Here is a 22,416-nt window from a genome sequence, read left to right on the forward strand (position 1 = left end):
ATGCTGTCTGTCGCCTGCATGACAGACCGCCGGCCGACCCCGTATCTCGCAGTTTTACACGGTAATTTCCATGTCCGACGTTTCAAACATCGTTTCCGCCGCGGAGCTGTCCGGCCTGTTCGGGACTTGCGCCTGGTTTGCTGCGCTGCAAGCCGACCACCAGGATCTGGTGCTGGCGACCTCACGCGCCGAGCACGTGGCCAACGGGGCGTGGATCGCGCGGCGCAACGCGCCCTCGGACTATTGGCTGGGCGTGCATTCGGGCCTGTTGAAGCTGGCCATCTACAACGAGTCGGGCCGCAGCTGTACGTTCTCGGGCGTGCCGCCCGGCGGCTGGTTTGGCGAGGGCAGTGTCATCAAGCGGGAACTGCGCAAGTACGACGTCGTGGCGATCCAGCCGTCGCTGGTGATGCTGGTGCCCACGGCCACCTTCCATGCGCTGTTGTCGGCCAGCCTGCCGTTTTCGCATTTCGTCATCGGCCAATTGAATAACCGCATGGGCGAGTTCATCGCTTCTATCCAGAACCACCGATTGCTGGATGCGGATGCGCGGGTGGCGCAGTCGCTGGCGCAACTGTTCAATCCGCAGCTGTACCCGTCCACCGATCTGACGCTGGCGATTTCACAGGAAGAGCTAGGCTATTTGACTGGCTTGTCGCGCCAGCGGGTCAACCAGGCGCTGCAGACGCTGGCGGACCAGGGGATCCTGGCGCTGGCCTACAACCAGATCAAGGTGCTGGACCTGGACCGCCTGCGCCAGTACGGACTGGACCAGATCTGAGCGCGCCGGATCAGGCGCCGCGCAGGGCCCGCTTGAGCGCCGCGCGCGCCAGGATGCGGGTGGAATCCAGCGTGGGCAGGGCGGCGTTGCCGTCGTTCAGCACCAGCGGCAATTCGGTGCATCCCAGCACCACCGCATCGCAGCCCGCATCGCGCAAGCGTTCGATCACCGCTTGCAGCAGGGCAACCGATTCCGGCTTGAAAATGCCATACACCAGTTCGTCCATGATGATGCGCGCCAGCGTATCGCGGTCGCTTTCGGACGGCCGCAGCCATTGCAGGCCGCGGTTGCCCAGCTTATCGGGATAGACGTTGCTGTCCACCAGCCAGCGCGTGCCCAGGATGCCGATGCGGCGGTAACCGCGCGCCTCGGCTTCGGCCGCCACTTCTTCGGCGATGTGCAGCCAGGGCAGGGGCGACTGCGGCAGCACGTGTTCCAGCGCCTGGTGGATGGTGTTGTCGGGGCAGATCAGGAAGTCCGCGTCCGCGCGCGCGAGCTTGCCTGCCGAGGACAGCATCAGCGCCGCCACGCCGGCCAGGTCGGCGCGGTCCAGACAGGCCACGTAGTCCGCCAGCGAATGCGTGTGCAGCGAGATCTCGGGGTGGGCATGAGGCCCCAGATGCTGGGCGCCTTCCGCGCACAGCGTGCGATAACAAAGCGCGGCGCCTTCCGCGGAGCAGGCGACGATCCCGATGTGCAAGGGCGTGGCGGTCATTCGGCAGTCTCCTTGCGCGATGCGCGCACATGGCGGGCGATGTCCAGGAAGCTTGCCGCCATGGACTTCTGTTGCGCTTGCGGCAGCCGCGACAGGAACAGTTCGTCGACCGCGGGGCCGTACACCTTCCACATTTCGCGGCGTAGCGCGCGTCCCTTGGGGGTCAGGCGAGCATAGGTGGCGCGACGGTCCTCGTCCGAGCGGAAACGTTCGACCAGGCCTTCGGCCTCGATGCGGTCCATCAGACGCGTCAGGTTATAGCGCGCAATCACCATGCGTTCGGCGATCTCGAACATCCGGGCAGTGCCGCCGGGCGCGCGCTCCAGCGCCCACAGCGCGTCGTACCAGGCCAGCGGCGGCAGGCCGGCGGCGGTCAGGCGCTTTTCGATTTCTTCCACCACCAGCGCGTGCGCGGTCAGGAAGAGGCTCCATGCGTCGGGCTTGCCCGTGGCCATGCGGTCGATTCCTTGAAAAGAGGCGCGAATACAGCGGGGGATTGTAAGAGGGCGCTGCGTCTTGTGGAGGGTATGAATCACCCTTTTGTAGTGATTTATACCCAGGCGCAGGGCGGTGGAATTCACCCTGTCAATCACAACATGATGATTCAATGGGGATTTTTCCTGGCACGGAATTCGCATAGGTGAACGTACCCCACTAACCGAAACACTGGAGGGCGTTCCCATCATGGGTCCGTATCGGAAATTATGGTTCACGCTGATCGCCGTGCTGGCGGTCACCTTCGCACTGCTGGGCTTTTATGGCGGCGAAGTCTACCGCCAGGCTCCGCCGATTCCCGGGCAGGTCGTCACGACCGACGGCAAGCCGCTATTTGGCCGCGACGACATCCTGGATGGCCAGACAGCCTGGCAGTCGGTCGGCGGCATGCAGCTGGGATCCGTCTGGGGCCATGGCGCCTACCAGGCGCCCGACTGGACGGCGGACTGGCTGCACCGCGAGCTGACGGCCTGGCTGGACCTGGCCGCGCGCGAGCGGCATGGCGAGGATTACGCGCAGTTGGACGCGCGCGCCCAGGCTGCGTTGCGCGCGGACCTGAAAGCGGAATACCGCGCCAACCGCAGCGTTGCGGCAACCGACACCCTGGTGGTGAGTCCGCGGCGCGCGCGCGCCATGGCGCAGACCGCCGCCTACTATGATCAGCTGTTTTCCGATGCGCCCGCGCTGCATGGCAGCCGCGAGAGTTTCGCAATGAAGGAAAACACATTGCCGGATGCCGGACGCCGCGCGCAGCTCACGCGCTTTTTCTTCTGGACGGCGTGGGCCGCGGCCACCGAGCGCGAAGGCAAGGCGGTCACCTACACCAACAACTGGCCCCATGAACCGCTGATCGACAATGTGCCCAGCGCCGAGAACGTGATGTGGTCCATCATCAGCGTGGTGGTGCTGCTGGCGGGCATCGGCCTGCTGGTGTGGGCCTGGGCCTTCCTGCGGGGCAAGGAAGACGATGAACCGCAGGCGCCGGCCAAGGATCCGCTGACCGCCTTCGCCTTGACGCCTTCGCAGCGCGCCCTGGGCAAGTACCTGTTCCTGGTGGTGGCCTTGTTCGGGTTCCAGGTGCTGCTGGGCGCGTTCACGGCGCACTACACGGTCGAAGGGCAGAAGTTCTATGGCGTGGACCTGTCGCAGTGGTTCCCGTATTCGCTGGTGCGCACCTGGCATATCCAGAGCGCGCTGTTCTGGATCGCCACGGGGTTTCTGGCCGCGGGCCTGTTCCTCGCGCCCTTGATCAACGGCGGGCGCGACCCGAAGTTCCAGAAGGCCGGCGTCGACATCCTGTTCTGGGCGCTGGTGCTGGTGGTGGTGGGATCGTTTGCCGGCAACTACCTTGCGATCGCCCAGATCATGCCGCCCGACCTGAACTTCTGGCTGGGCCACCAGGGCTATGAATATGTGGACCTGGGCCGCCTGTGGCAGATCGGCAAGTTCGCGGGCATCTGCTTCTGGCTGGTGCTCATGTTGCGCGGCATCGTGCCCGCGCTGCGCACGCCGGGCGGCGACAAAAACCTGCTGGCGCTGTTGACCGCCTCGGTCGCCGCTATCGGCCTGTTCTACGGCGCGGGCTTTTTCTACGGCGAGCGCACCCACTTGACGGTAATGGAGTACTGGCGCTGGTGGATCGTGCACCTGTGGGTGGAAGGATTCTTCGAAGTCTTCGCGACGACGGCGCTGGCCTTCATCTTCTCTACCCTGGGGCTGGTGTCGCGCCGTATGGCCACCACGGCCAGCCTGGCCTCGGCCTCGCTGTTCATGCTGGGCGGCATACCGGGCACCTTCCATCACCTGTATTTCGCCGGCACGACCACGCCGGTCATGGCCGTGGGCGCCAGCTTCTCGGCGCTGGAAGTGGTGCCGCTCATCGTGCTGGGACACGAGGCCTGGGAAAACTGGCGTCTCAAGACCCGCGCGCCCTGGATGGAAAACCTGCAGTGGCCGCTGATGTGTTTCGTGGCCGTGGCCTTCTGGAACATGTTGGGCGCCGGCGTCTTCGGCTTCATGATCAATCCGCCCGTATCGCTGTACTACATCCAGGGCCTGAACACGACGCCGGTCCATGCGCACGCGGCCTTGTTCGGTGTGTACGGGTTCCTGGCGCTGGGCTTCACGCTGCTGGTGCTGCGCTACATCCGTCCGCAATACGCGCTGAGCCCCGGACTGATGAAGCTGGCGTTTTGGGGCATGAACCTGGGCCTGGCGCTGATGATCTTCACCAGCCTGCTGCCGGTGGGGCTGATCCAGTTCCACGCCAGCATCAGCGAGGGCATGTGGTACGCCCGCAGCGAAGCTTTCATGCAACAGGAACTGCTGCAGAACCTGCGCTGGGGGCGCACCTTCGGCGACGTCGTATTCCTGCTGGGCGCGCTGGCCATCGTGACGCAGGTGATCCTCGGTCTCGTGAGCGGCAAGCCCGCGCAGGCCGAGCCGCGCCTGCAGGCGAAGCCGGCACGCGGTTAGGGAAGCATCAGGGGCGTCCAAAATATAGTTGCACTTGCAATTATTAAAATTCCTCCATACGATTGCAATTGCACATGATGCAATTGCAATTCACAATGCGAAATGGCGGCCGCCGTATACGGGGATGCCGCCTTCGCGCCCACCAGGAGGACGCCATGGACACCCCGATAGAACCGAGCGATGCCGATCCGCAGGAAACCCAGGAATGGCTGGAAGCCATGCAGGCGGTGCTGGCCCACGAGGGCCGGCCACGCACCCACTATTTGCTCGATCAGCTGATTGGCCAGGACCGCGCTGGCAACGGCGGCTATGCGGCGCCTAACTCCACGCCTTACGTCAATACCCTGAGCCCTGCGGAGCAGGGCGTGTTTCCGGGAGACATGGGCATCGAGCTGAGGCTGGATGCCTATTTGCGCTGGAACGCCATGGCCATGGTGTTGCGCGCAGGCAAGACCTCGGGCGTGGGCGGGCACATCGCGACCTATGCTTCGGCCACGACGCTGTACGAAACCGGTTATCGGCACTTCTTCCGCGCCGCCTCGCCGGACTTTGCGGGGGACATGCTCTACATCCAGGGCCATTCCGCGCCCGGCATCTATGCGCGCGCCTATCTCGAGGGCCGCATTTCCGAAGCCGAGCTGGACCGCTTCCGGCGCGAGACGGGCGGCGGCGGGCTGGCGTCCTATCCGCATCCGCGCACCATGCCCGGATTCTGGCAATTCCCCACGGTGTCGATGGGCCTGGGGCCGCTGATGGCGGCCTACCAGGCGCGCTACATGCGCTACCTGGAAGACCGCGAGCTGATCTCGGCGCAGGGCCGCAAGGTCTGGGGATTCCTGGGCGATGGCGAACAGGACCAGCCCGAGACGCTGGCGGCGGTCGCCATGGCGGGCCGCGAAAAGCTGGACAATCTGATCTTCGTGGTGAACTGCAATCTGCAGCGCCTGGACGGCCCGGTGCGCGGAAACGCCAAGATCATCCAGGAACTGGAAAGCGTGTACCGCGGCGCCGGCTGGAACGTCATCAAGGTGATCTGGGGCAGCGGCTGGGATAGTTTGCTGGCCCAGGACCATGACGGCCGGCTGCGCCAGCGCATGATGCAATGCGTGGACGGCGAGTACCAGGTGTTCAAGGCGCGTGGCGGCGCCTATGTGCGCGAACACTTCTTCGGCGCCGATCCGGTGCTGTTGGAACGCGTGGCGCACCTGAGCGACGCCGAGATCGGCGCGCTGAACCGGGGTGGGCATGATCCGGCCAAGGTCTATGCCGCGTACGCTGCGGCGCTGGCCCATCGCGGACAGCCCACCGTCATCCTGGCCAAGACCGTCAAAGGCTATGGCATGGGCGCGGCGGGCGAGGCGGCCAATACCAACCACCAGCAGAAGAAGATGGCTGACCCGGCGGTGCGCGCGTTCCGCGACCGCTTTTCCATTCCGGTGCCGGATGAGCAGCTCGAAGAGATTCCGTACATCAAACCCGCGCCCGGCAGCGCCGAACACGCTTACTTCGATGCCGCGATCGCGCGCGCCGGCGGCCATCTGCCCCGGCGGCCGGCGGGTCCCGGCCCCTTGGCGACGCCAGCGCTGGAAGCGTTTGCCGCGCACCTGAAGGGCAGTGACGGCAGGGAGTTTTCGACCACCATGGCTTTTGTGCGGGTGCTGGCGCAATTGCTCAAGGACCCGGGCATCGGCCAGCGCGTGGTGCCCATCGTGCCCGACGAGTCGCGCACCTTCGGCATGGATGGCATGTTCCGGCAGGTGGGCATCTATTCGCACGTGGGACAGCTCTATACGCCGCAGGACGCCGACCAGCTCAGTGTGTACCGCGAAGACCGCCGGGGTCAGATCCTGCAGGAAGGCATCAACGAGTCGGGCGCGATGGCCTCATGGATTGCCGCGGCCACCGCCCACAGCACGCACGGCGTGACTACGATTCCGTTCTACATCTTCTATTCGATGTTCGGTTTCCAGCGCGTGGGCGACCTGGCGTGGGCGGCAGGCGACATCCGCGCGCGCGGCTTCCTGCTGGGTGCGACGTCCGGGCGCACCACGCTGGAAGGCGAGGGCTTGCAGCACGACGACGGCCACAGCCACGTGCTGGCCTCGGTCATTCCCTCGTGCGTGGCCTACGATCCGGCCTATGCCTACGAAATCGCGGTGATCGTGCAGGACGGCATGCGCCGGATGTACCAGGAAGAAGAGGACGTCTTCTACTACCTGACGCTGATCAATGAGAAGACCGCGCATCCGCCGATGCCGGCAGGCGCCGAAGCGGGCATCTTGCGCGGCATGTACCGCCTGCGCGAAGGCGGGGACGGCACGCTGCGGGCGCAGCTGCTGGGCAGCGGCGCCATCCTGGGCGAAGCCCTGGCCGCCGCGGACCTGCTGCAGCAGGACTTCGGCGTGGCGGCCGACGTCTGGAGCGTGACCAGCTATTCGGAGATGGGCCGCGACGGCCAGGAGGCCGAGCGCTGGAACCGCCTGCATCCGCTGGAGGATCCGCGCCGCGGCTACGCGGAAACGGTCCTGGCCGGCAGTGCCGGTCCGGTGGTGGCCGCCACCGACTACATGAAGACGGTGCCCGAGCAGATACGTCCGTTCATGGCGGGCCGTCGCTATGTCACGCTGGGCACCGACGGCTTCGGCCGGTCCGACACGCGGGCAGCCCTGCGCGCCCATTTCGGCGTGGATCGTCACCATATTGCCTTGGCTGCCCTGAAGGCCCTGGCGGACGACGGCCTGGTTCCGCGCGAGCGCGCGGCCGAGGCTATTGCCCGCTACGGCATCGATCCGCAGGCCGTCTCGGCCGCCCTGCCGTAAGGCTAGACGCGCCGCGCCAGCAAGGCCCAGACCCCGGCGGCAGACAGCAGTGCGCCGCCGCCCAGGTTGAAGCCGCGCTGGGCGCGGGGCGAGGCCAGCAGGCGGCGGGCCGAGCCCGCGAATACGGCGTAGGCCGTGGCGTTGAGGCCGGCGCAGGCGACGAAGGTGCCCGACAGGATCCAGAGCTGGCGGGTCACGTCGCCGGCCGGGTCGATGAACTGGGGCAGGAAGGCAACGAAGAAAATGATGCCCTTGGGGTTGAGCGCGGTCACCAGGTAGGTGTTGGCGAACAGCTTCCAGCGCGAACCGGACGCGGCGGTGGCGGGCAAGGCCGCAGGCGAGACGCCAGCGCGCAGCAGCTTGAAGCCCAGGTACAGGAGATACAGGCCACCCGCCGTCTTGACCACGGTGAACCAGAATGCCGACGCGGCCAGCAGCGCACCCAGGCCCAGCAACGACAGCACCAGGGCAGTGGAATCGCCCAGCGCCACCGCCAGCACCAGCGGCAGCCGCGCGCGCCTGCCATGCGCGATGGAATAGCTGATGACCGTGAGTATCGTGGGGCCGGGCAGCATCACGAGGACAGCGGACGCGCCCAGGAAGGCCAGCCAGGTTTCAAGCGACATGGGATCTGCTCCAGGGAGAGGGCCGGGCATTGCAGCCAGCTTGCGGGCCACTGTAAAGCAATCGCGGCCGCCTGCAAACAGCGGCCGGACGGATGCTTGTGCCGGGTAGTGTTAAATACGGTTTTCCCGGACAGTGAACGCGGGCCCGCAAGGGGACGCGAAGGAAACATCATGGCATTTGATTTTGATCTGTTTGTGATCGGCGCGGGTTCCGGCGGCGTGCGCGCGGCGCGTTTCGCGGCGGGCTTCGGTGCGCGCGTGGCGGTGGCGGAAAGCCGCTATCTGGGCGGCACTTGCGTCAACGTGGGCTGCGTGCCCAAGAAGTTGCTGGTCTACGGCGCGCACTACAGCGAAGACTTCGAGCAGGCGCGAGGCTTCGGCTGGAACGCGGGCGAACCCAGCTTTGACTGGCCCACGCTGATCGCGAACAAGAATCGGGAGATCGAGCGTCTTAACGGCATTTACCGCAATTTGCTGGTCAATAGCGGCGTAACCCTGTTGGAGGGCCACGCCCGCATCCTGGATCCCCATAAGGTCGAGGTCAATGGTAAGGCCTACAGCGCCGCCAACATCCTGGTGGCTACGGGCGGCTGGCCGCAGGTGCCCGATATTCCGGGCAAGGAACACGCCATTACGTCCAACGAGGCCTTTTTCCTGAAGCAGCTGCCGCGCCGCGTGCTGGTGGTGGGCGGAGGCTATATCGCGGTCGAATTCGCCTCCATTTTCAACGGCATGGGCGCCCAGACCACGCAGGTCTACCGCGGCCCGCTGTTCCTGCGCGGTTTCGACCAGGGCGTGCGCGAGCATCTGCGCGACGAGCTGACGAAGAAAGGCATCGATCTGCGTTTCAACTCGGAAGTGACGCGCATCGACAAGCAGGCGGACGGCACGCTCGCCGCGACCCTGAAGGACGGCGCCGTGATCCAGGCCGACTGCGTCTTCTACGCCACCGGCCGCCGGCCCATGCTGGACAACCTGGGCCTGGAGAACACCGCGGTCAAGCTGGGCAAGGACGGCTTCATTGAGGTGGATGACGAATACCGCACGGCCGAACCCTCCATCCTGGCCATCGGCGACGTGATCGGCCGGGTGCCGCTGACGCCGGTTGCGCTGGCCGAAGGCATGGCGGTGGCGCGGCGCCTGTTCCGCCCCGAGGAATACCGCAAGGTCGACTACCAGTTGATTCCGACCGCGGTGTTCAGCCTGCCCAACATCGGGACGGTGGGCATGACCACCGAAGAAGCGCGGGCGGCCGGCCACGAGGTCAAACTCTACGAAAGCCGCTTCCGGCCCATGAAGCTGACCTTGACGGAGTCGCAGGAAAGGACGCTGATGAAGCTGATCGTCGACGCCAAGACCGACCGCGTGCTGGGTGTGCACATGGTAGGCCCGGACGCCGGGGAGATCGTGCAAGGGATCGCGATCGCCCTGAAGGCCGGCGCGACCAAGCAGGTGTTCGACGAGACGATTGGCATCCATCCCACGGCCGCCGAAGAGTTCGTGACCCTGCGCACGCCGGTTGCGCAGTAAGCCCCGGCGCCGCTACAGGCGTTCGATCATGGCGCGCGCGGCCATGGGCGCGAGTTCCTTCGCGCCGTTGATGAAGAAGGCGTAAACCTCCCCCGGCCGCGCCTTTTTCGCTGGAGCCCCCGCCAGCGGGAGGTCATCCGGATGGCTTCCGCGCGCCCAGGCGCGCAAGCGGTCCGCCCAGGCGTCCAGCGCCTTGGGCGCATAGCCGGCCTTGTAGGCGGTACTGGCTCGCATCAGGCGCGCATATACGAAATCGGCGGTGCGGACGGCGATGGACGGGTAGTCCTCGCTGTCCGTGTAGACCGTGGCGGCGCCGTGGCGCCGGGCCAGTTCCAGGTATTCCTCGCAGGCAAAGCTCGCATGGCGCACGTCCAGTACGTGGCGCAGCGGCAGGCCGTCCACCCGATCCGGGAGCAAGTCCAGGAAGGCGCCGAAGTCGTCAGCGTCGAAAACCTTGGTGGGCGCGAACTGCCAGACGATGGGGCCCAGCTTGGGGCCGAGTTCGGCAATGCCGCTGTGTACGAAACGCTCGATCGAGTCCTTGGCGCCGGCCAGCTCGCGGCGGTTGGTCGCATAGCGCGAAGCCTTCAGCGAGAACACGAAGCCCTCGGGCGTTTCATCGCGCCATTTGGCAAACGTGGCCGGTTTCTGGGTGCTGTAGTAGGTGCCGTTGATCTCGATGGCGGTGAGCTGGCGGCTGGCGTACTCCAGCTCGCGCGCGTGCGGCAGGTTTTCGGGGTAGAAAGCGCCGCGCCAGGGGGCGTAGGTCCAGCCCCCTATGCCTACGCGGATGGCGCCGTCTTTCGGATGAGGATGAGCTTGGGGCATGTCCGGGCTCTCCAGGCTGAGGAACCGGACAACTGTATCGCCGGCGCCACTCGTACGCCAAGCCCGTCCGGGAAAATTCCCTGTTCCGATACAGTTTTGCGCTAAGGTGTGGATTCACGAATCCACGATCCGCGCGTCCTCGCGCCGGCCCATCATGCCCGACTTTACCCATCTGATGACGTTCGCCCTGGTTGCCCTGGGCATGGTGCTCACCCCCGGGCCCAATATGATCTACCTGGTCTCCCGTTCCATCTCGCAAGGCGCGCAGGCCGGCCTGATTTCGCTTGGGGGCGTGGCGGTCGGCTTCGTTTTCTATGTGCTCTGCGCGGCGTTCGGCATCACGGCGCTGCTGATGGCGGTGCCTTACGCCTATGACGTGCTGCGCATCGGCGGCGCGTTGTACCTGCTGTACATGGCCTGGCAGGCGCTGCGCCCGGGCGGGCGGTCGCCGTTCCAGGTGCGCGACCTGCCCAAGAGCAGCCCGCGCACGTTGTTCACAATGGGCTTGGTGACCAACCTGCTCAATCCCAAGATTGCGATCATGTACGTGTCGCTGCTGCCCCAGTTCATCCAGCCGGAGCGTGGCAGCGTGCTGACGCAGTCGCTGGCGCTGGGCATGACCCAGGTGGCGATCAGCCTGACGGTCAATGCGCTGATCGCCATCATGGCGGGATCCATCGCCGGTTTCCTGGCGGGCCGCCCCGTGTGGATGGTGGTGCAGCGTTGGCTGATGGGGACGGTGCTGGCCGGGTTGGCGGTGCGCATGCTGATGGATAGCCGCCGCTGATGCAGACCGAGGACGGTTTCTTCGCTTCATTGGGCAGCATGCTCGGAGAGGCGCTGCGCAGCGTCGTGGCCGGGCTCAAGTGGTTGCTGGGCGGACTGGGCAAGGCGTTCGGGGATTTCTATTCGGGCCTGGCCGGCGCGATGGGCATGAACCCGTCGATATTCAATTTCATCCTGTTGGCGCTGGGGCTGATGTGCCTGTGGGCCGCGGTCAAGGCGCTGCTGCGTCGTTCAATCATCGGCTTCCTGTTCTGGCTGGTCGTGGCCCTTTTGCTGTTGGGCGGACTGGGCGCCTAGCGCTTCTTCCAGCGCTTCCCGCAAGTGGGTGACGCGGGCATTCGTGGGTCCCTTCCGGGTGATCAAGGCCACCACGCTCGAAGGCGGCTCGGGTTGCACGCGTATCTGCCTGACCATGCCCGCCGGGACCACGTTGCGGCGGATGAGCGCCATGTCCGGCACGATGCCGATGCCCAGGCCGCTGGCGACGAACTGAACGCCGGTCGTAGGGTTGGTGGATTCCACCACGGGCAGCGGCGCGGGCAGGCCGGCGTGGGTGAAGCAGTCTTCTATCAGCTTGCGTCCCATGGATCCTTCGGCTGGCATGACCCAACGTTCCCGTGCCAGGCTGGCCCAGTCCACGCGCCGCGCGCGGACCAGCGGGTGAGCCGCCGCCGCGATCACCGCGAACTGCACTTCAAACAGCTTGATGTACTGAAAGGCGGCCGCCTCGGATTCCAGCATCTGCAGCGGAAAGGTGGAGATCAGCGCGTCGATTTCCCCTAGTTCCAGGGCGTGGAGGAGTGCAGGCACCCGTTCCTCCAGCAATTGCACGCGCATCGGCCTTGCATGGTTCACCAGCTTTTCGACCACGCCGCCCAGGTAGGTTTGCGCGACGAAAGGAGGCGCGCCGATCCGGATCTTCGCCGCGTACCGATCGGCGGTCTGCGCGTCGGCGCGAAGGTGGCCCAGTTCTTGGAGCAGGAGGGCGGCGCCGCGCAGCACCACCTCGCCTTGCGAAGTCGGCTTCAAGCCGCGCGCCGTGCGCAGGAACAAGACAAAGCCGAACGCATTTTCGATTTCCGTCAGCGCCTTGCTCAGCGCGGGCTGCGTCAGGTTTAGCGCCTGGCTTGCGGCCCGCAGGCTGCCCGTGGCCTGAACTACTTGCAGCATGCGGAGATGGCGAAAGCGCAGCTTGGATATGAGGTGGTCGGGTTCCATCGGGTCGCTGGACATAAAACTTTAAGTTATCGCTATATCAAAATATATCAATTTTTCTATTAGCTGCGATCACTTATCCTGCCCGCATTACAAGGAGACAACATGCAACGCCGCACTTTCTGCCTGGGCGCCCTTGGCGCCGGCATGATGTTCCGTTCCATGGTGAACGCCGCCGAGATCTATCCGTCGCGCGCCGTGCGCGTGGTCGTGCCTTACGCCGCAGGCGGCGGACCCGACATCATGGTGCGGCAGTTCGGCCCGGTGCTCAGTACCAGGATGGGCCAGCCCATCGTGGTGGAAAACAAGGTCGGCGCGGGCGGCGTGCTCGCTGCGCAGTACGTGGCCCAGGCGGCAGCCGACGGCTATACCGTGCTGCTGGGCTCCAATTCGCACCTGATCCAGAAGGCCCTGCAGCCCAACCTGATGTTCGATCCGGAGAACGACTTTCTCCCGGTGACTGTCATCGGCGCTTCGCCTAGCGTCCTGGTTGTCCCGGCCAAGTCACCCTACCGGACGGCACAGGATCTCATCGCGGCATTGAAGGCGCGTCCGGGCAAGATGAATTACGCCTCCGGCGGGATCGGTTCGGCAGCGCATCTGGGCGGGGCGACCTTCGTCACGCTGCTCGGGGCGGAGGCGACGCACGTGCCGTTCAAAGGGTCGGTGGAGATCCCGACCTCGCTGCTGCGCGGTGATACGGATTTCGCTTTTACGATTGCCGGGACCGCCGTTCCGCAGGTGCAAGGCGGCCGGCTGCGCGCGTTGGCCGTCACCAGCCGCGAACCTTTGGCGGAGCTTGCCGGCGTTCCCACGCTGCGCGAGATCCTGGGCAGCGATCTGGCGGTTCAGGAATTCTGGTTCGGCTTCTGGCTGCCGCGCAAATCGAGCGCCGAGGTGGTCGACAAGCTCTATGGCGCGACCACGGCGTCGCTCAAGGACCCGGGCGTCAAGAGCAGCTTTGGTGCGGCTGGCGTCAGCGTGATCCAGAGCGACAGTCCGGAGGCCGCGGCGGCGTTCGTGCGCAGCGAGGCCCGCAAGTGGGCTGAAATCATCAAACTGACCGGCATCACTGCCGGCTGACCCGCAGGAAATCTATGGCCAAGCCTCTCGAAGGCGTACGCGTGCTCGACCTGTCGCACGTGATCGCCGGTCCTCTCGCTTCGTTCTATCTCGCCCAGCTGGGCGCCGAAGTTATCAAGGTCGAACCGCCCCTGGCGGGCGAAGTCCTGCGTTCGATGAAAAATGGCGTCGATACCGACACGCCCACCGGATTCTCGGCCATCAACGCCGGCAAGCAATCGTTGGCGCTGGACATCCGGACCCGGCAAGGCGCGGATCTGCTTCGCTCGCTGGCCGCCTCGGCCGATGTGTTCATCGAAAACTTCAGGCCCGGCGTGGTGGCCCGCTATGGCTTGGACTATGCGTCGATTAAGGCGGTCAAGCCCGACATCGTGTATTGCTCCATCTCGGGCTTTGGCCAACAAGGGGCATGGTCGCAGCGCGGCGCCTACGATCATGTGGTCCAGGCGATGACTGGCATGATGATGATGTCGGGCGAGGGCGATGACGCGCCTCCGCTGAAAGTGGGTTTTCCCGTGATTGACGTGGCCGTGGGCATGCTGGGAGCGCTGTCCATCGTGTCGGCGTTGCACCGCAGACTGCGCGAGGGCGCGGGGCAATACATCGACGCGTCCATGGTTCAGGCCTCGCTGGCGCTGATGTACACCAATACTTGCGCCTACCTGAGCGACGGCACGCCGACGCGCCGCGTGGGCAACCGCGGCTACACCGGCAGTCCCGCCGCCGACACCTATCGCTGTGCGGACGGCTGGCTGGCGGTAGCGGCGAACACGCCGGACCAGTTCCGCAAGCTGACGGCCGCCATCGGTGTCGAGTCGCTGTGCAGCGACGCCCGGGCGCTGGATCTCGATGCCTTTAACCTGCCCAACGGATTCGTGGTGCCGAATGATCGCGAGTACGTCGTGCAACAGCTGAGAACCGCTTTTTCGACCCGTAGCGCGATGCAACTCGAGGAGCTGCTGAGCCAGGCCCGCGTGCCCGCGGCCAAAGTCCGAAAGCTCGAGGAATTCCTGGACGAGGCGGACGCCACGGGTTGCGTGAACTTGCCCGACCATCGCTTCCGGCAGGGCGGGCGCGAACTGCGCACGCATGGTCTGGGCTTTGCCTTCGAACAGGACGGTGGCCCAACCCAGGCCGGCGCGCCCGCGCTGGGGGAGAGCACGCGCGCGGTGCTCAAACGCGTGGGCCTGGACGACGCGGCGATTGCCGAACTCGAGCGTGCCGGGGTCTTGCGCACCCAGGCCGACGCGGTCCTGCCCCTGATACCCTGAACAACCCTATATCCGGAGATTCTATGACTCAACTTCTGCAAGGCCGCATCGCCATCGTCACGGGAGCGGGGCGTGGACTAGGCCGCGCGCATGCGCTCGAACTGGCGCAACACGGCGCCAAGGTGCTGGTCAACGACATGGGCGCCGACCAACCGGATTCGCCCGCGCAGGCCGTGGTGGACGCCATCCGCGCGGCCGGAGGCGATGCCCTGGCGCATGGCGCCGACGTGACCAAGCCGCAGCAGGTCGAGGCGATGGTGCGGGCGGCTACCGCAAGGTGGGGGCGCGTCGACATCCTGGTAAACAATGCGGGCATCCTGCGCGACAAGACCTTCGCCAAGATGAGCCTGGAGGATTTCCGGCTCGTGATCGAGGTCCACCTGATGGGGGCGGTGCATTGCACCCAAGCGGTGTGGAACGCCATGCGCGAGCAGAACTACGGCCGTATCGTGATGACCACCTCGTCCTCGGGGCTGTATGGCAACTTCGGCCAGGCCAACTACGGCGCGGCGAAGATGGCGCTGGTCGGCTTGATGCAGACCCTTGCCTTGGAGGGGGAGCGCTATGGCGTGCGCGTGAACTGCCTGGCGCCCACGGCCGCCACGGCCATGACCGAGGGCCTGCTCGATGAGCAGTCGCTGGCCTTGCTGACGCCGGGGTCAGTCAGTCCCGCCTTGGTGGCCCTGGTGTCGGAGAATGCGCCAACCCGGACCATCCTGATGGCGGGCGCCGGCAGTTTCGAGCAGGCGAACATCACCATGACCCGCGGCATCTACCTGGACGGCGAGGACTTGTCCGCCAATGTCCTGATCGACCGCCTGGATCAGGTTTCCGACCGTGCGGAGGAAACCGTTCCCGCGACTGGGTTTGACCAGTTGCGCCACGAGATCGCCAAGGCCCAGGCATGCCAAACCGAGAAGTTGTAGTCCTGTCGGGCGTGCGCACGCCCATCGGCAGTTTCGGCAAGAGCCTGAAGGACGTGCCTCCCACCGCGCTGGCCGCCGAGGTGCTGAAGGCCGCCGTGGCGCGCGCGGGCCTCGCACCTGCGCATGTGGAGCACGTCTGCTTCGGGCAGGTCATCACTACCGAGGCGCGCGACCTGTATCTGTCCCGGGTCGCGGCGCTGGAGGCCGGCTGCGCCGATGGCACGCCGGCATTCAACGTCAACCGCCTGTGCGGCTCGGGATTGCAGGCGGTCGTTTCCGCAGCGCAGTCCATCCTGCTTGGCGATTGCAGTATCGCGGTGGCGGGCGGGGCCGAGAGCATGTCGCGCGCGCCGTACGCCACGTCGGCGCTGCGTTTTGGCGCGCGCATGGGCGATGCGCCGATGGCGGACATGCTGCTTGGCGCCCTGCATGATCCATTTCATCGCATCCACATGGGCGTCACGGCGGAAAACGTCGCCAAGCGCTATGGCATTACGCGCGACGCGCAGGATGCGCTTGCGCTGGAAAGCCATCGCCGAGCCGCGCGGGCTGCGGCCGAGGGACGTTTCGACGCGCAACTCGTGGCCATTACGACGCCGGGCCGCAAATCCATCGTGTTCGCCCGAGACGAACATGTGCGCGCCGATATCGCGCCGCCCGATCTTGCCGGTCTCATGCCCGTCTTCGGTTCCGAGGAGGGCACGGTCACGGCGGGCAATTCGTCCGGCATCAATGACGGCGCAGCAGCGCTGGTGCTGATGGATCGCGCGCAGGCGCAAGCCAGTGGCGCGCGCCCCATGGCGCGGCTGGTCGCCTATGGCCATGCAGGCGTGGATCCGCGCTATATGGGCATGGGGCCGGTGCCCGCTGTGCGTGCGGCCCTGGACAAGGCCGGCCTGTCGGCCGCCGACATGGACGTGATCGAGTCCAACGAGGCTTTTGCGGCGCAGGCATGCGCCGTGGCGCGCGAGCTCGATCTTGATCCGGCCAAGGTCAATCCCAACGGCTCAGGCATCGCCTTAGGACATCCCGTGGGCGCAACCGGCGCGATCATCGCCGTCAAGGCCTTGCATGAGCTCCAGCGTATCCAGGGCCGGTACGCGCTGGTCACCATGTGCATCGGCGGCGGGCAGGGCATTGCCGTCATCTTCGAGCGTCTTTGAATCCATGGCACGAGATCCCGTTTCCCAGCCCCTTTCGTTCGTATCGGTCCAGTCGCTCGTGGACGCCGTGGGACAGCCTCCCATTGTTTCGGATGCAGTGCTTATCGATCAGGACATGATCGACAGGTTCGCGCAGGTCACGCTCGACAGGCAGTGGATCCACGTGGACCAGGCGCGCGCGCAGGCGGAATCCCCTTACGGCGACACCATCGCGCACGGCTTCCTGGCACTGTCCTTGCTGACGCACTGGCAGACAAGCTGCATCGCCTTTCCGGGGGCGGCAATGCTGCTGAACTACGGTTTCGACAAGGTCCGCTTCACGGCGCCCGTGCTTTGCGGCTTGCGCGTGGCGGCCAGCTTTTCCCTGGCGCAGGTCGTGGAGACCGGCCCGGGCGCGGCCCGCTGCGCCTGGAAGGTCGCAGTCCAGGCCGAGGGCGCGCCCAGGCCGTCGGTGCATGCCGACTGGCTGATCATGGTGCGCTACGGGAGCCCTTGAGTCCCAGCGCCACTTCGCCGATCTTCCGTACCAGGCCGGCAAAGCGCTCGGCCCCGGTGTTGCCGTAGCCGATCACCAGCCCGTTGTCCTCCGTGCGAGGCGTTACCGCGAACGAGGACAGCGCGCCCGGATTCATGCCGAGCTTGCGCATCTGCTGCACGATCTCTTTGTCCGGGTATTGCGCCGGCAGCCTCACCGTCAGGTGCAGGCCGGAATGGCCGCCCAGCACTTCATGTTCGATACCGAGGTGCGTGGCCAGCGCTTCGCGCAGGGCGGCCTGGAGCTCGCGGTAGAGGCGGCGCATGCGGCCAAGGTGGCGCGAGAACTGGCCGTTTTCCATGAAGGCGGCCATGGTCAGCTGTTCCAGCCGATGGCCGCCGCGCATCATTTCGATGATGGACGGCATCGCCTGCGAGGCAATGGCCTCGGGCAACACCAGGAAGCCCAGGCGCAGCGCCGGGAACATCGTCTTGCTGAACGTGCCGACATAGAGCACCGGCGCGTCCTCGACCAGCCCTTGCATCGCGGCTATCGGCTCGCCCTGATGGCGGAATTCACTGTCGTAGTCGTCTTCGATGATCCAGGCTCCGGCCTGCCGGGCGCGTTCGATCAGCGCCAGGCGGCGGGGCAGGGATAGCACCGCGCCGGTGGGGTATTGGTGCGAGGGCGTGGTCTGGATGAGGCGGGGGGGACGTTCATGCCAGGCGTTTTCGGGGATGACGATGCCGTCCGCGTCCACACGCATGGCCACCACGTCCAGGTCGCCGCCGTGAAAGGCCGACTTGGCACCGCGGTAGCCCGGGTCTTCCAGCCAGGCGGTGTCGCCCGGGTTGGTCAGAAGCTGCACGCAGAGCGCCAGCGCGCCCTGTGCCCCTTCGGTGATGACGATGCGCGAGGCGTCGCAGCGCACGCCGCGCGACACCCGCAGGTATTGGGCGATGGCTTCGCGCAGGGCTGGCTCGCCCACCGGATGGCCATAGCCCAAGGCGGTGGCCGGCGCGGCCTGCAGCGCGCGGTCCTGCGCGCGGCGCCAGGCATTGATGGGGAACTGCGTCAGCGCCGGTGTGCCGGGCGTCATGGGCAGCGAGCCATCGTGCGCGTAGCGCGTGGAGACGATGCGTGTCAGCCGCTTGGCCGTGAGCGATGGCTGGGGGGCGGGCGGTGCGGCGCGCTTGGCGGCGATGGCCGCGGCGGCGGACAATGGGGCTACGCGGGTGCCCTGGCGGTCGGCGATCACATAGCCTTCGGCCGTGAGCTGTTCGTAGGCGATCAGCACCGTATTGCGCGAGATGGCGAGCTCCTCGGACAGCGCCCGCGATGAAGGCAGCTTGCCTCCGGCGGGCAGTTGGCCGGCCAGGATGGCCTGCTTGAGGCGCTGGATCAGTTGGCGCTGGCGCGGCAGGGCGCCGGGGCCGCGCGTGAGCGGGCTGGACAGCAGGGCGGTCGGGGTTGTCATGGCCCTATTAAAATCTATGATCGTGGTGCTTTTTATGATGCCACGATTCCGATATCGTGAGGGCATGCATCCTGCGTCCGCCTGTGTGGGCGGCGCGCCAACCCTGATGAGGCTCCGTCGCATGCAACCCCGCGTCAACGCTTTCCAGCAACCCATCGGCCCGGACATGACGGGCTGGACGCCGCGCCCGCGTCCGCCCCTGACTCCGATCGTTGGCCGTTATTGCCGGCTGGAGCCCTTGTCGGCCGAGCGCCACGCCGAGGACCTGTACCACGCCTTCAGCCTGGCGCCGGATGACAGCGACTGGACGTATATGTCGGTGGGCCCGTTCGCGGACCTTGCGGCCTACCGCGAGTTCGCGGAGAAGGCGCAGGCAGGGCACGACCCTTTGCACCACGCCATCATCGACCTGGAATCGGGCCGGGCCATCGGCACGCTGGCACTGATGCGCATCGATCCGGCCAACGGCGTGATCGAAGTGGGCTTCGTGTCGTTCTCGCGCCAGCTCAAGCGCACGCGGATCGCCACCGAGGCGCAGTTCCTGCTGATGAGCCGGGCCTTCGATGAATTGGGTTATCGCCGCTACGAATGGAAGTGCGACAGCCTGAACGCCCCGTCGCGCGCGGCTGCCGCCCGTCTGGGTTTCCAGTTCGAGGGCATCTTCCGCCAGGCTACCGTGTACAAGGGCCGCAGCCGCGATACGGCCTGGTTCTCGATCGTCGACGGCGAATGGCCTGTATTGCGCGCCGCCTATGAACGCTGGCTGAGCCCGGACAATTTCGATGCGCAAGGCCGCCAGCGCCAGGGCTTGTCCGAACTGACGGCGCAGGCCCGGTCCGCGTGCGCCTGATTCCGGTAGCGCTGGCCCTGTTCTGGGGCCTGAACTGGCCGGCGGTGAAGATCATCCTGTCGATCTTCCCGCCATTCACGCTGCGCCTGCTTGGCCTGGGCAGCGGCGCGGTGCTGCTGTTGCTGCTGGCGCGCGCCAAACGGGTGGCCTTGTTGCCGCCGCGCGAGTCGTGGCCGGGCATCGTGGTGGGCGGCCTGCTGGCCGTGGCGGTCTTCAACCTGGCGGTGGCCTGGGCACAGCTGAGCACCAGCACGTCGCGCGCGGCGGTGCTGACCTTCACCATGCCCATGATGTCGGCCGTGCTGGCCTGGGCGGTGCTGGGCGAACGCCTGGACCGGCGCCGGGCGCTGGCGCTGCTGCTGGGCGCGGCAGGGGTCTCCATCCTGGCCTGGCCGGTGCTGCGCGCGGTGTTTGGCGAACGCGACCTGGCCGCGGCCAAGGGCCTGGTCTTTCCGTTGGTGGCGGCCTTTGGCTGGGCCGCTGGCACGGTCTACCTGAAAGGCTGGCCCGTGGCCGGGCACCGCATCGTTATTACCGCCTGGCAGTTGACCGTGGGTGCGGCCTGCGCCCTGGTGGGCATGCTGATCGCGGGCGAATCGTTTCCGACGCAGGGCTGGAACGGCCGTGTGGTGGCGGCGCTGTCGTTCCATATCATCCTGGGCACCGCCGTCGCGTATTGGCTATGGTTCGTGCTGAGCGAGCGCGTCAGCGCCACGGTGGCCGCCCTGACCACCCTGATGGTGCCGGTAGTGGGGGTGCTGGGCGCGATGGCGCTGGTGGGTGACCGGCCCGCGGCCATGGACTGGTGGGGCTTCGGCCTCGTCTTGAGCGGCGCGGCGCTGATCGTGCTGAACCTGGGCGCTGCGCCCGCGCAGCGAACACAGCGCTGAGCGGGCGCAGCGGACTGGCGGGTCAGCGCAGGCGGCGGAGTTTTTCGCGCAGCAGCTCGGCGCCGCTCACCAGAGTGATACCGCCCAGCACCAGCAGGGCGCCCAGCACGAAGCCGGCGTCCAGGGATTCATCCAGGATGATCACCCCGAAGCTCACGCCGAACAGCGGCGTCATGAACGACAGGATGGACAGGCGCGACGCCAGGTAACGGCGCAGCAGCCAGAACCACGCGAGATAGCTGGAAAGCGCCACCACCACCGATTGGAAGGCGACGCTGAGCACCGCGGCCTGCGTGTAGCGAAAGCCGGCATTGCCGGTGGCCACGGCGTACGCCAGCAGCGCGACCGCCGCGACCGCCATTTGATAGAACAGGGTCTTGGCGGGCGCGGCTTCCGACAGCGAGGTCTTGCGGATTGCCACGGTAGTCGCGCCCCAGAACAGGCCGGCCAGCAGGCCCATTGCGTCGCCCAGCAGCATATTGGGGGCGGCGGCGGAACCTTCGGGCTGGCCTTTGCCCAGGAAGGCCACGGCGATGCCGCAGAACGCGACGGCCACGCCCAGCCACTGCAGCGGTTTCATGCGTTCTTCGGGCAGCAGCCAGTGCAGGCCCAACGCGGCGAAGATGGGGGCGGTGTAAAGAAACACCGACATGTGCGAGGCCGTCGTGTAGACCAGGCCTTGCGCGACGAAGAGGAATTCCGCAGCGAACAGCAGGCCCACGATGAGACCGGGCAGCGCAGTGCCATCGGTCAGGGCGCGCAGGCCTTCGCGCCGCCAGACGGCGACCGCCAGCACCAGCGCCGCGAACGCCGAGCGCAGGCCGATCTGCATGATGGGCGATACGTCCGCGGCGACCAGCTTGATGGCGATCTGCTGGAATCCCCAGCAAATGCACAGCAGCAGCATGGCGCTGGTGGCCAGCGCGTCCAGCGGCTGCCGCAGGGGCTTGGCCGCGCTCACGGCAGTTCTGCGGGATAGCTGTCCAGGGCCAGCCCGATCTGCTGGCGCAGGTCCCATTCCGCCAGGGTCGATTGGACCGGGCCGAAGAATGCGCCGTCGCGCGTGACGAACATGGCGGGCAGATGAAAGACCTCGTAGCGTTCGACCAGGCCGCGGTTGTCGCCGGCGTCGACCCAGCACACGCGTTCCACGGGCAGTTCCAGTTGCGGCAGCTGTTCGCGCGCGATGCGGCAGGTGCCGCAGGTACGGCTGTGAAACACCAGCAGGGACAGGCCGGGCGCGTCCAGGAGGTAGCGGTCGGCGGTGCTGTCGTTGAGTTCTATTTGTTCCATGGGAAGAGGCACGGTCCTGCAAGGACGCCGGTCGCGGCGCAAGGCGTCCATTATGGCAGCGCCAGGCCTGCGGGCGTGGGATACCCGCAGGCCTGGAAGGGCCGCGCCTGCGTCAGGCGGCGCGCAGCGCCCGGTCCAGTTCCAGGACGGACTGATACAGCACGCGGGTGCCGTCCAGCAGTTGCGAGGGCTCGATCCATTCTTCCGGGCAATGGCTGCGGCCGTTCAGGCAGGGGATGAAGATCATCCCGATGGGGCCGGTGGGCGCCATGTAGACGGCATCGTGGCCCGCGCCGCTGGGCAGGCGCATGCAGGCGTAGCCCAGCTGGCCGGCGGCGGTCTGCACCGCGTCCATCACCAGCGGCGTGCAGTCGGTGGGCCGGGCGCGGCTCAGCTGCGTGAAGCTTGCGGACAGGCGCAGCGCCGTCAGGTCCGCGGCCACGCCCGCCATCAGGGTTTCGGGGAAAGCATCGAGCACGGCGTCGCTGTCGCTGCGCACTTCCAGGGTGAGTTCGACGCAGCCCGGCACCGCATTGGCGGCGTTGGGCGTCATGGACAGGCGGCCCACCGTCGCCACGACGTAGTGCGGATTGCCGCTAGCGGCGCTGGCCTGGCGGTGGGCGGCGTCGATGATGCGGGCCGCGCCCACCAGGGCGTCGCGGCGGATGTCCATGGGCGTGGTGCCGGCATGGTCGGGCTGCCCTTGCACCGTGATCTG

22 protein-coding genes are annotated in these 22,416 nt (G+C 66.6%); 13 read left to right on the top strand and 9 right to left on the bottom strand.

Translation table 11 applies throughout. The features are described 5' to 3' along the window. The first annotated feature begins 70 nt into the window (after window positions 1-70). Entirely contained in the window at window positions 71-781 is a 711-nt protein-coding gene (locus CEY08_RS26905; protein WP_076812586.1) for a Crp/Fnr family transcriptional regulator, read from the top strand. A 10-nt stretch (window positions 782-791) separates the two neighbouring features. On the opposite strand, the gene CEY08_RS26910 is transcribed toward CEY08_RS26905, so the two are convergent. Beyond that, the gene (locus tag CEY08_RS26910) at window positions 792-1,496 is read right to left on the bottom strand and encodes an aspartate/glutamate racemase family protein (protein ID WP_076812589.1); all 705 of its coding nucleotides are present in this window, start codon (window positions 1,494-1,496) and stop codon (window positions 792-794) included. Further along, a complete protein-coding gene (locus CEY08_RS26915) occupies window positions 1,493-1,951 on the bottom strand; it encodes a MarR family winged helix-turn-helix transcriptional regulator (protein ID WP_076812592.1) in 459 nt (152 codons plus the stop codon). The genes CEY08_RS26910 and CEY08_RS26915 overlap by 4 nt, the downstream gene beginning before the upstream one ends. Before the next feature lie 229 nt (window positions 1,952-2,180). Between CEY08_RS26915 and CEY08_RS26920 the strand changes: the two genes are divergently transcribed. Beyond that, entirely contained in the window at window positions 2,181-4,466 is a 2,286-nt protein-coding gene (locus CEY08_RS26920; RefSeq protein WP_076812595.1) for a nitric-oxide reductase large subunit, read from the top strand. A 155-nt stretch (window positions 4,467-4,621) separates the two neighbouring features. Next, on the top strand, window positions 4,622-7,285 hold the full coding sequence (aceE, locus tag CEY08_RS26925; protein WP_076812598.1) for a pyruvate dehydrogenase (acetyl-transferring), homodimeric type: 2,664 nt from the start codon (window positions 4,622-4,624) through the stop codon (window positions 7,283-7,285). A gap of 2 nt (window positions 7,286-7,287) precedes the next feature. Here aceE and CEY08_RS26930 read toward each other — a convergent pair whose 3' ends face one another. Continuing rightward, window positions 7,288-7,911, bottom strand: coding sequence for a LysE family translocator (locus CEY08_RS26930; RefSeq protein ID WP_076812602.1), 624 nt, complete (start codon window positions 7,909-7,911; stop codon window positions 7,288-7,290). 171 nt (window positions 7,912-8,082) lie between these two features. Here CEY08_RS26930 and gorA point away from each other — a divergent pair, with 171 nt between their 5' ends. Continuing rightward, window positions 8,083-9,441, top strand: a complete 1,359-nt coding sequence (gene gorA, locus CEY08_RS26935) for a glutathione-disulfide reductase (protein WP_063640418.1) — start codon at window positions 8,083-8,085, stop codon at window positions 9,439-9,441. Window positions 9,442-9,453: 12 nt separating this feature from the next. Here gorA and CEY08_RS26940 read toward each other — a convergent pair whose 3' ends face one another. Then, window positions 9,454-10,269, bottom strand: a complete 816-nt coding sequence (locus CEY08_RS26940; protein WP_076812606.1) for a DUF72 domain-containing protein — start codon at window positions 10,267-10,269, stop codon at window positions 9,454-9,456. Window positions 10,270-10,423: 154 nt separating this feature from the next. On the opposite strand from CEY08_RS26940, the gene CEY08_RS26945 reads away from it, so the two are divergent. Together CEY08_RS26945 and CEY08_RS26950 are read left to right on the top strand one after the other, a co-directional pair. Further along, entirely contained in the window at window positions 10,424-11,056 is a 633-nt protein-coding gene (locus CEY08_RS26945; protein ID WP_042796933.1) for a LysE family translocator, read from the top strand. Next, on the top strand, window positions 11,056-11,352 hold the full coding sequence (locus CEY08_RS26950) for a hypothetical protein (RefSeq protein ID WP_076812609.1): 297 nt from the start codon (window positions 11,056-11,058) through the stop codon (window positions 11,350-11,352). The genes CEY08_RS26945 and CEY08_RS26950 overlap by 1 nt, the downstream gene beginning before the upstream one ends. On the opposite strand, the gene CEY08_RS26955 is transcribed toward CEY08_RS26950, so the two are convergent. Further along, complete coding sequence (locus tag CEY08_RS26955) at window positions 11,287-12,288, bottom strand: LysR family transcriptional regulator (protein ID WP_341865759.1); 1,002 nt, start codon at window positions 12,286-12,288, stop codon at window positions 11,287-11,289. The two genes, CEY08_RS26950 and CEY08_RS26955, sit on opposite strands and share 66 nt — an antisense overlap. A gap of 87 nt (window positions 12,289-12,375) precedes the next feature. Between CEY08_RS26955 and CEY08_RS26960 the strand changes: the two genes are divergently transcribed. Genes CEY08_RS26960 through CEY08_RS26980 form a run of 5 tightly spaced genes read left to right on the top strand, consistent with a single transcriptional unit; the run spans window position 12,376 to window position 17,209 of the window. Further along, the gene (locus CEY08_RS26960) at window positions 12,376-13,353 is read left to right on the top strand and encodes a Bug family tripartite tricarboxylate transporter substrate binding protein (RefSeq protein ID WP_076812613.1); all 978 of its coding nucleotides are present in this window, start codon (window positions 12,376-12,378) and stop codon (window positions 13,351-13,353) included. Window positions 13,354-13,367: 14 nt separating this feature from the next. Beyond that, window positions 13,368-14,624 (top strand): CaiB/BaiF CoA transferase family protein, encoded by a 1,257-nt coding sequence (locus CEY08_RS26965; RefSeq protein ID WP_076812616.1) that lies wholly within the window; start codon window positions 13,368-13,370, stop codon window positions 14,622-14,624. Window positions 14,625-14,647: 23 nt separating this feature from the next. After that, complete coding sequence (locus CEY08_RS26970; RefSeq protein WP_076812620.1) at window positions 14,648-15,550, top strand: SDR family NAD(P)-dependent oxidoreductase; 903 nt, start codon at window positions 14,648-14,650, stop codon at window positions 15,548-15,550. After that, a complete protein-coding gene (gene bktB, locus CEY08_RS26975) occupies window positions 15,529-16,713 on the top strand; it encodes a beta-ketothiolase BktB (protein ID WP_076812623.1) in 1,185 nt (394 codons plus the stop codon). The genes CEY08_RS26970 and bktB overlap by 22 nt, the downstream gene beginning before the upstream one ends. A gap of 4 nt (window positions 16,714-16,717) precedes the next feature. After that, the gene (locus CEY08_RS26980; protein WP_076812626.1) at window positions 16,718-17,209 is read left to right on the top strand and encodes a MaoC family dehydratase; all 492 of its coding nucleotides are present in this window, start codon (window positions 16,718-16,720) and stop codon (window positions 17,207-17,209) included. Here CEY08_RS26980 and pdxR read toward each other — a convergent pair. After that, window positions 17,184-18,665, bottom strand: a complete 1,482-nt coding sequence (gene pdxR, locus CEY08_RS26985; protein WP_076812629.1) for a MocR-like pyridoxine biosynthesis transcription factor PdxR — start codon at window positions 18,663-18,665, stop codon at window positions 17,184-17,186. The genes CEY08_RS26980 and pdxR overlap by 26 nt on opposite strands. Before the next feature lie 121 nt (window positions 18,666-18,786). Between pdxR and CEY08_RS26990 the strand changes: the two genes are divergently transcribed. Together CEY08_RS26990 and CEY08_RS26995 are read left to right on the top strand one after the other, a co-directional pair. Further along, window positions 18,787-19,515, top strand: coding sequence for a GNAT family N-acetyltransferase (locus CEY08_RS26990; protein ID WP_063640415.1), 729 nt, complete (start codon window positions 18,787-18,789; stop codon window positions 19,513-19,515). Continuing rightward, window positions 19,506-20,405 carry a DMT family transporter gene (locus CEY08_RS26995; protein WP_076812632.1) on the top strand — a complete coding sequence of 300 codons (900 nt, stop codon included), beginning with the start codon at window positions 19,506-19,508 and terminating at the stop codon, window positions 20,403-20,405. Before CEY08_RS26990 ends, CEY08_RS26995 begins: the two co-directional genes overlap by 10 nt. 22 nt (window positions 20,406-20,427) lie before the next feature. Here CEY08_RS26995 and CEY08_RS27000 read toward each other — a convergent pair whose 3' ends face one another. The 3 genes from CEY08_RS27000 to CEY08_RS27010 form a co-directional block, all read right to left on the bottom strand. Then, entirely contained in the window at window positions 20,428-21,366 is a 939-nt protein-coding gene (locus CEY08_RS27000) for a DMT family transporter (protein WP_063640413.1), read from the bottom strand. Then, window positions 21,363-21,698, bottom strand: a complete 336-nt coding sequence (locus CEY08_RS27005; protein ID WP_042793046.1) for a thioredoxin family protein — start codon at window positions 21,696-21,698, stop codon at window positions 21,363-21,365. Before CEY08_RS27005 ends, CEY08_RS27000 begins: the two co-directional genes overlap by 4 nt. A gap of 112 nt (window positions 21,699-21,810) precedes the next feature. After that, window positions 21,811-22,416, bottom strand: a 606-nt coding sequence (locus tag CEY08_RS27010; RefSeq protein WP_141099899.1) for a M20/M25/M40 family metallo-hydrolase, incomplete at its 5' end; no start/stop codon positions are given.

This window comes from Achromobacter insolitus (assembly GCF_002209555.1).
GTDB classification, from domain to species: Bacteria; Pseudomonadota; Gammaproteobacteria; order Burkholderiales; family Burkholderiaceae_B; genus Achromobacter; species Achromobacter insolitus.

Bases quoted from the DNA above. Each gene is read 5' to 3' on its own strand.
- CEY08_RS26905 (WP_076812586.1), top strand. From the start codon at position 71: ATGTCCGACGTTTCAAACATCGTTTCCGCCGCGGAGCTGTCCGGCCTG.
- CEY08_RS26910 (WP_076812589.1), bottom strand. From the start codon at position 1,496: ATGACCGCCACGCCCTTGCACATCGGGATCGTCGCCTGCTCCGCGGAA.
- CEY08_RS26915 (WP_076812592.1), bottom strand. From the start codon at position 1,951: ATGGCCACGGGCAAGCCCGACGCATGGAGCCTCTTCCTGACCGCGCAC.
- CEY08_RS26920 (WP_076812595.1), top strand. From the start codon at position 2,181: ATGGGTCCGTATCGGAAATTATGGTTCACGCTGATCGCCGTGCTGGCG.
- aceE (WP_076812598.1), top strand. From the start codon at position 4,622: ATGGACACCCCGATAGAACCGAGCGATGCCGATCCGCAGGAAACCCAG.
- CEY08_RS26930 (WP_076812602.1), bottom strand. From the start codon at position 7,911: ATGTCGCTTGAAACCTGGCTGGCCTTCCTGGGCGCGTCCGCTGTCCTC.
- gorA (WP_063640418.1), top strand. From the start codon at position 8,083: ATGGCATTTGATTTTGATCTGTTTGTGATCGGCGCGGGTTCCGGCGGC.
- CEY08_RS26940 (WP_076812606.1), bottom strand. From the start codon at position 10,269: ATGCCCCAAGCTCATCCTCATCCGAAAGACGGCGCCATCCGCGTAGGC.
- CEY08_RS26945 (WP_042796933.1), top strand. From the start codon at position 10,424: ATGCCCGACTTTACCCATCTGATGACGTTCGCCCTGGTTGCCCTGGGC.
- CEY08_RS26950 (WP_076812609.1), top strand. From the start codon at position 11,056: ATGCAGACCGAGGACGGTTTCTTCGCTTCATTGGGCAGCATGCTCGGA.
- CEY08_RS26955 (WP_341865759.1), bottom strand. From the start codon at position 12,288: ATGTCCAGCGACCCGATGGAACCCGACCACCTCATATCCAAGCTGCGC.
- CEY08_RS26960 (WP_076812613.1), top strand. From the start codon at position 12,376: ATGCAACGCCGCACTTTCTGCCTGGGCGCCCTTGGCGCCGGCATGATG.
- CEY08_RS26965 (WP_076812616.1), top strand. From the start codon at position 13,368: ATGGCCAAGCCTCTCGAAGGCGTACGCGTGCTCGACCTGTCGCACGTG.
- CEY08_RS26970 (WP_076812620.1), top strand. From the start codon at position 14,648: ATGACTCAACTTCTGCAAGGCCGCATCGCCATCGTCACGGGAGCGGGG.
- bktB (WP_076812623.1), top strand. From the start codon at position 15,529: ATGCCAAACCGAGAAGTTGTAGTCCTGTCGGGCGTGCGCACGCCCATC.
- CEY08_RS26980 (WP_076812626.1), top strand. From the start codon at position 16,718: ATGGCACGAGATCCCGTTTCCCAGCCCCTTTCGTTCGTATCGGTCCAG.
- pdxR (WP_076812629.1), bottom strand. From the start codon at position 18,665: ATGACAACCCCGACCGCCCTGCTGTCCAGCCCGCTCACGCGCGGCCCC.
- CEY08_RS26990 (WP_063640415.1), top strand. From the start codon at position 18,787: ATGCAACCCCGCGTCAACGCTTTCCAGCAACCCATCGGCCCGGACATG.
- CEY08_RS27005 (WP_042793046.1), bottom strand. From the start codon at position 21,698: ATGGAACAAATAGAACTCAACGACAGCACCGCCGACCGCTACCTCCTG.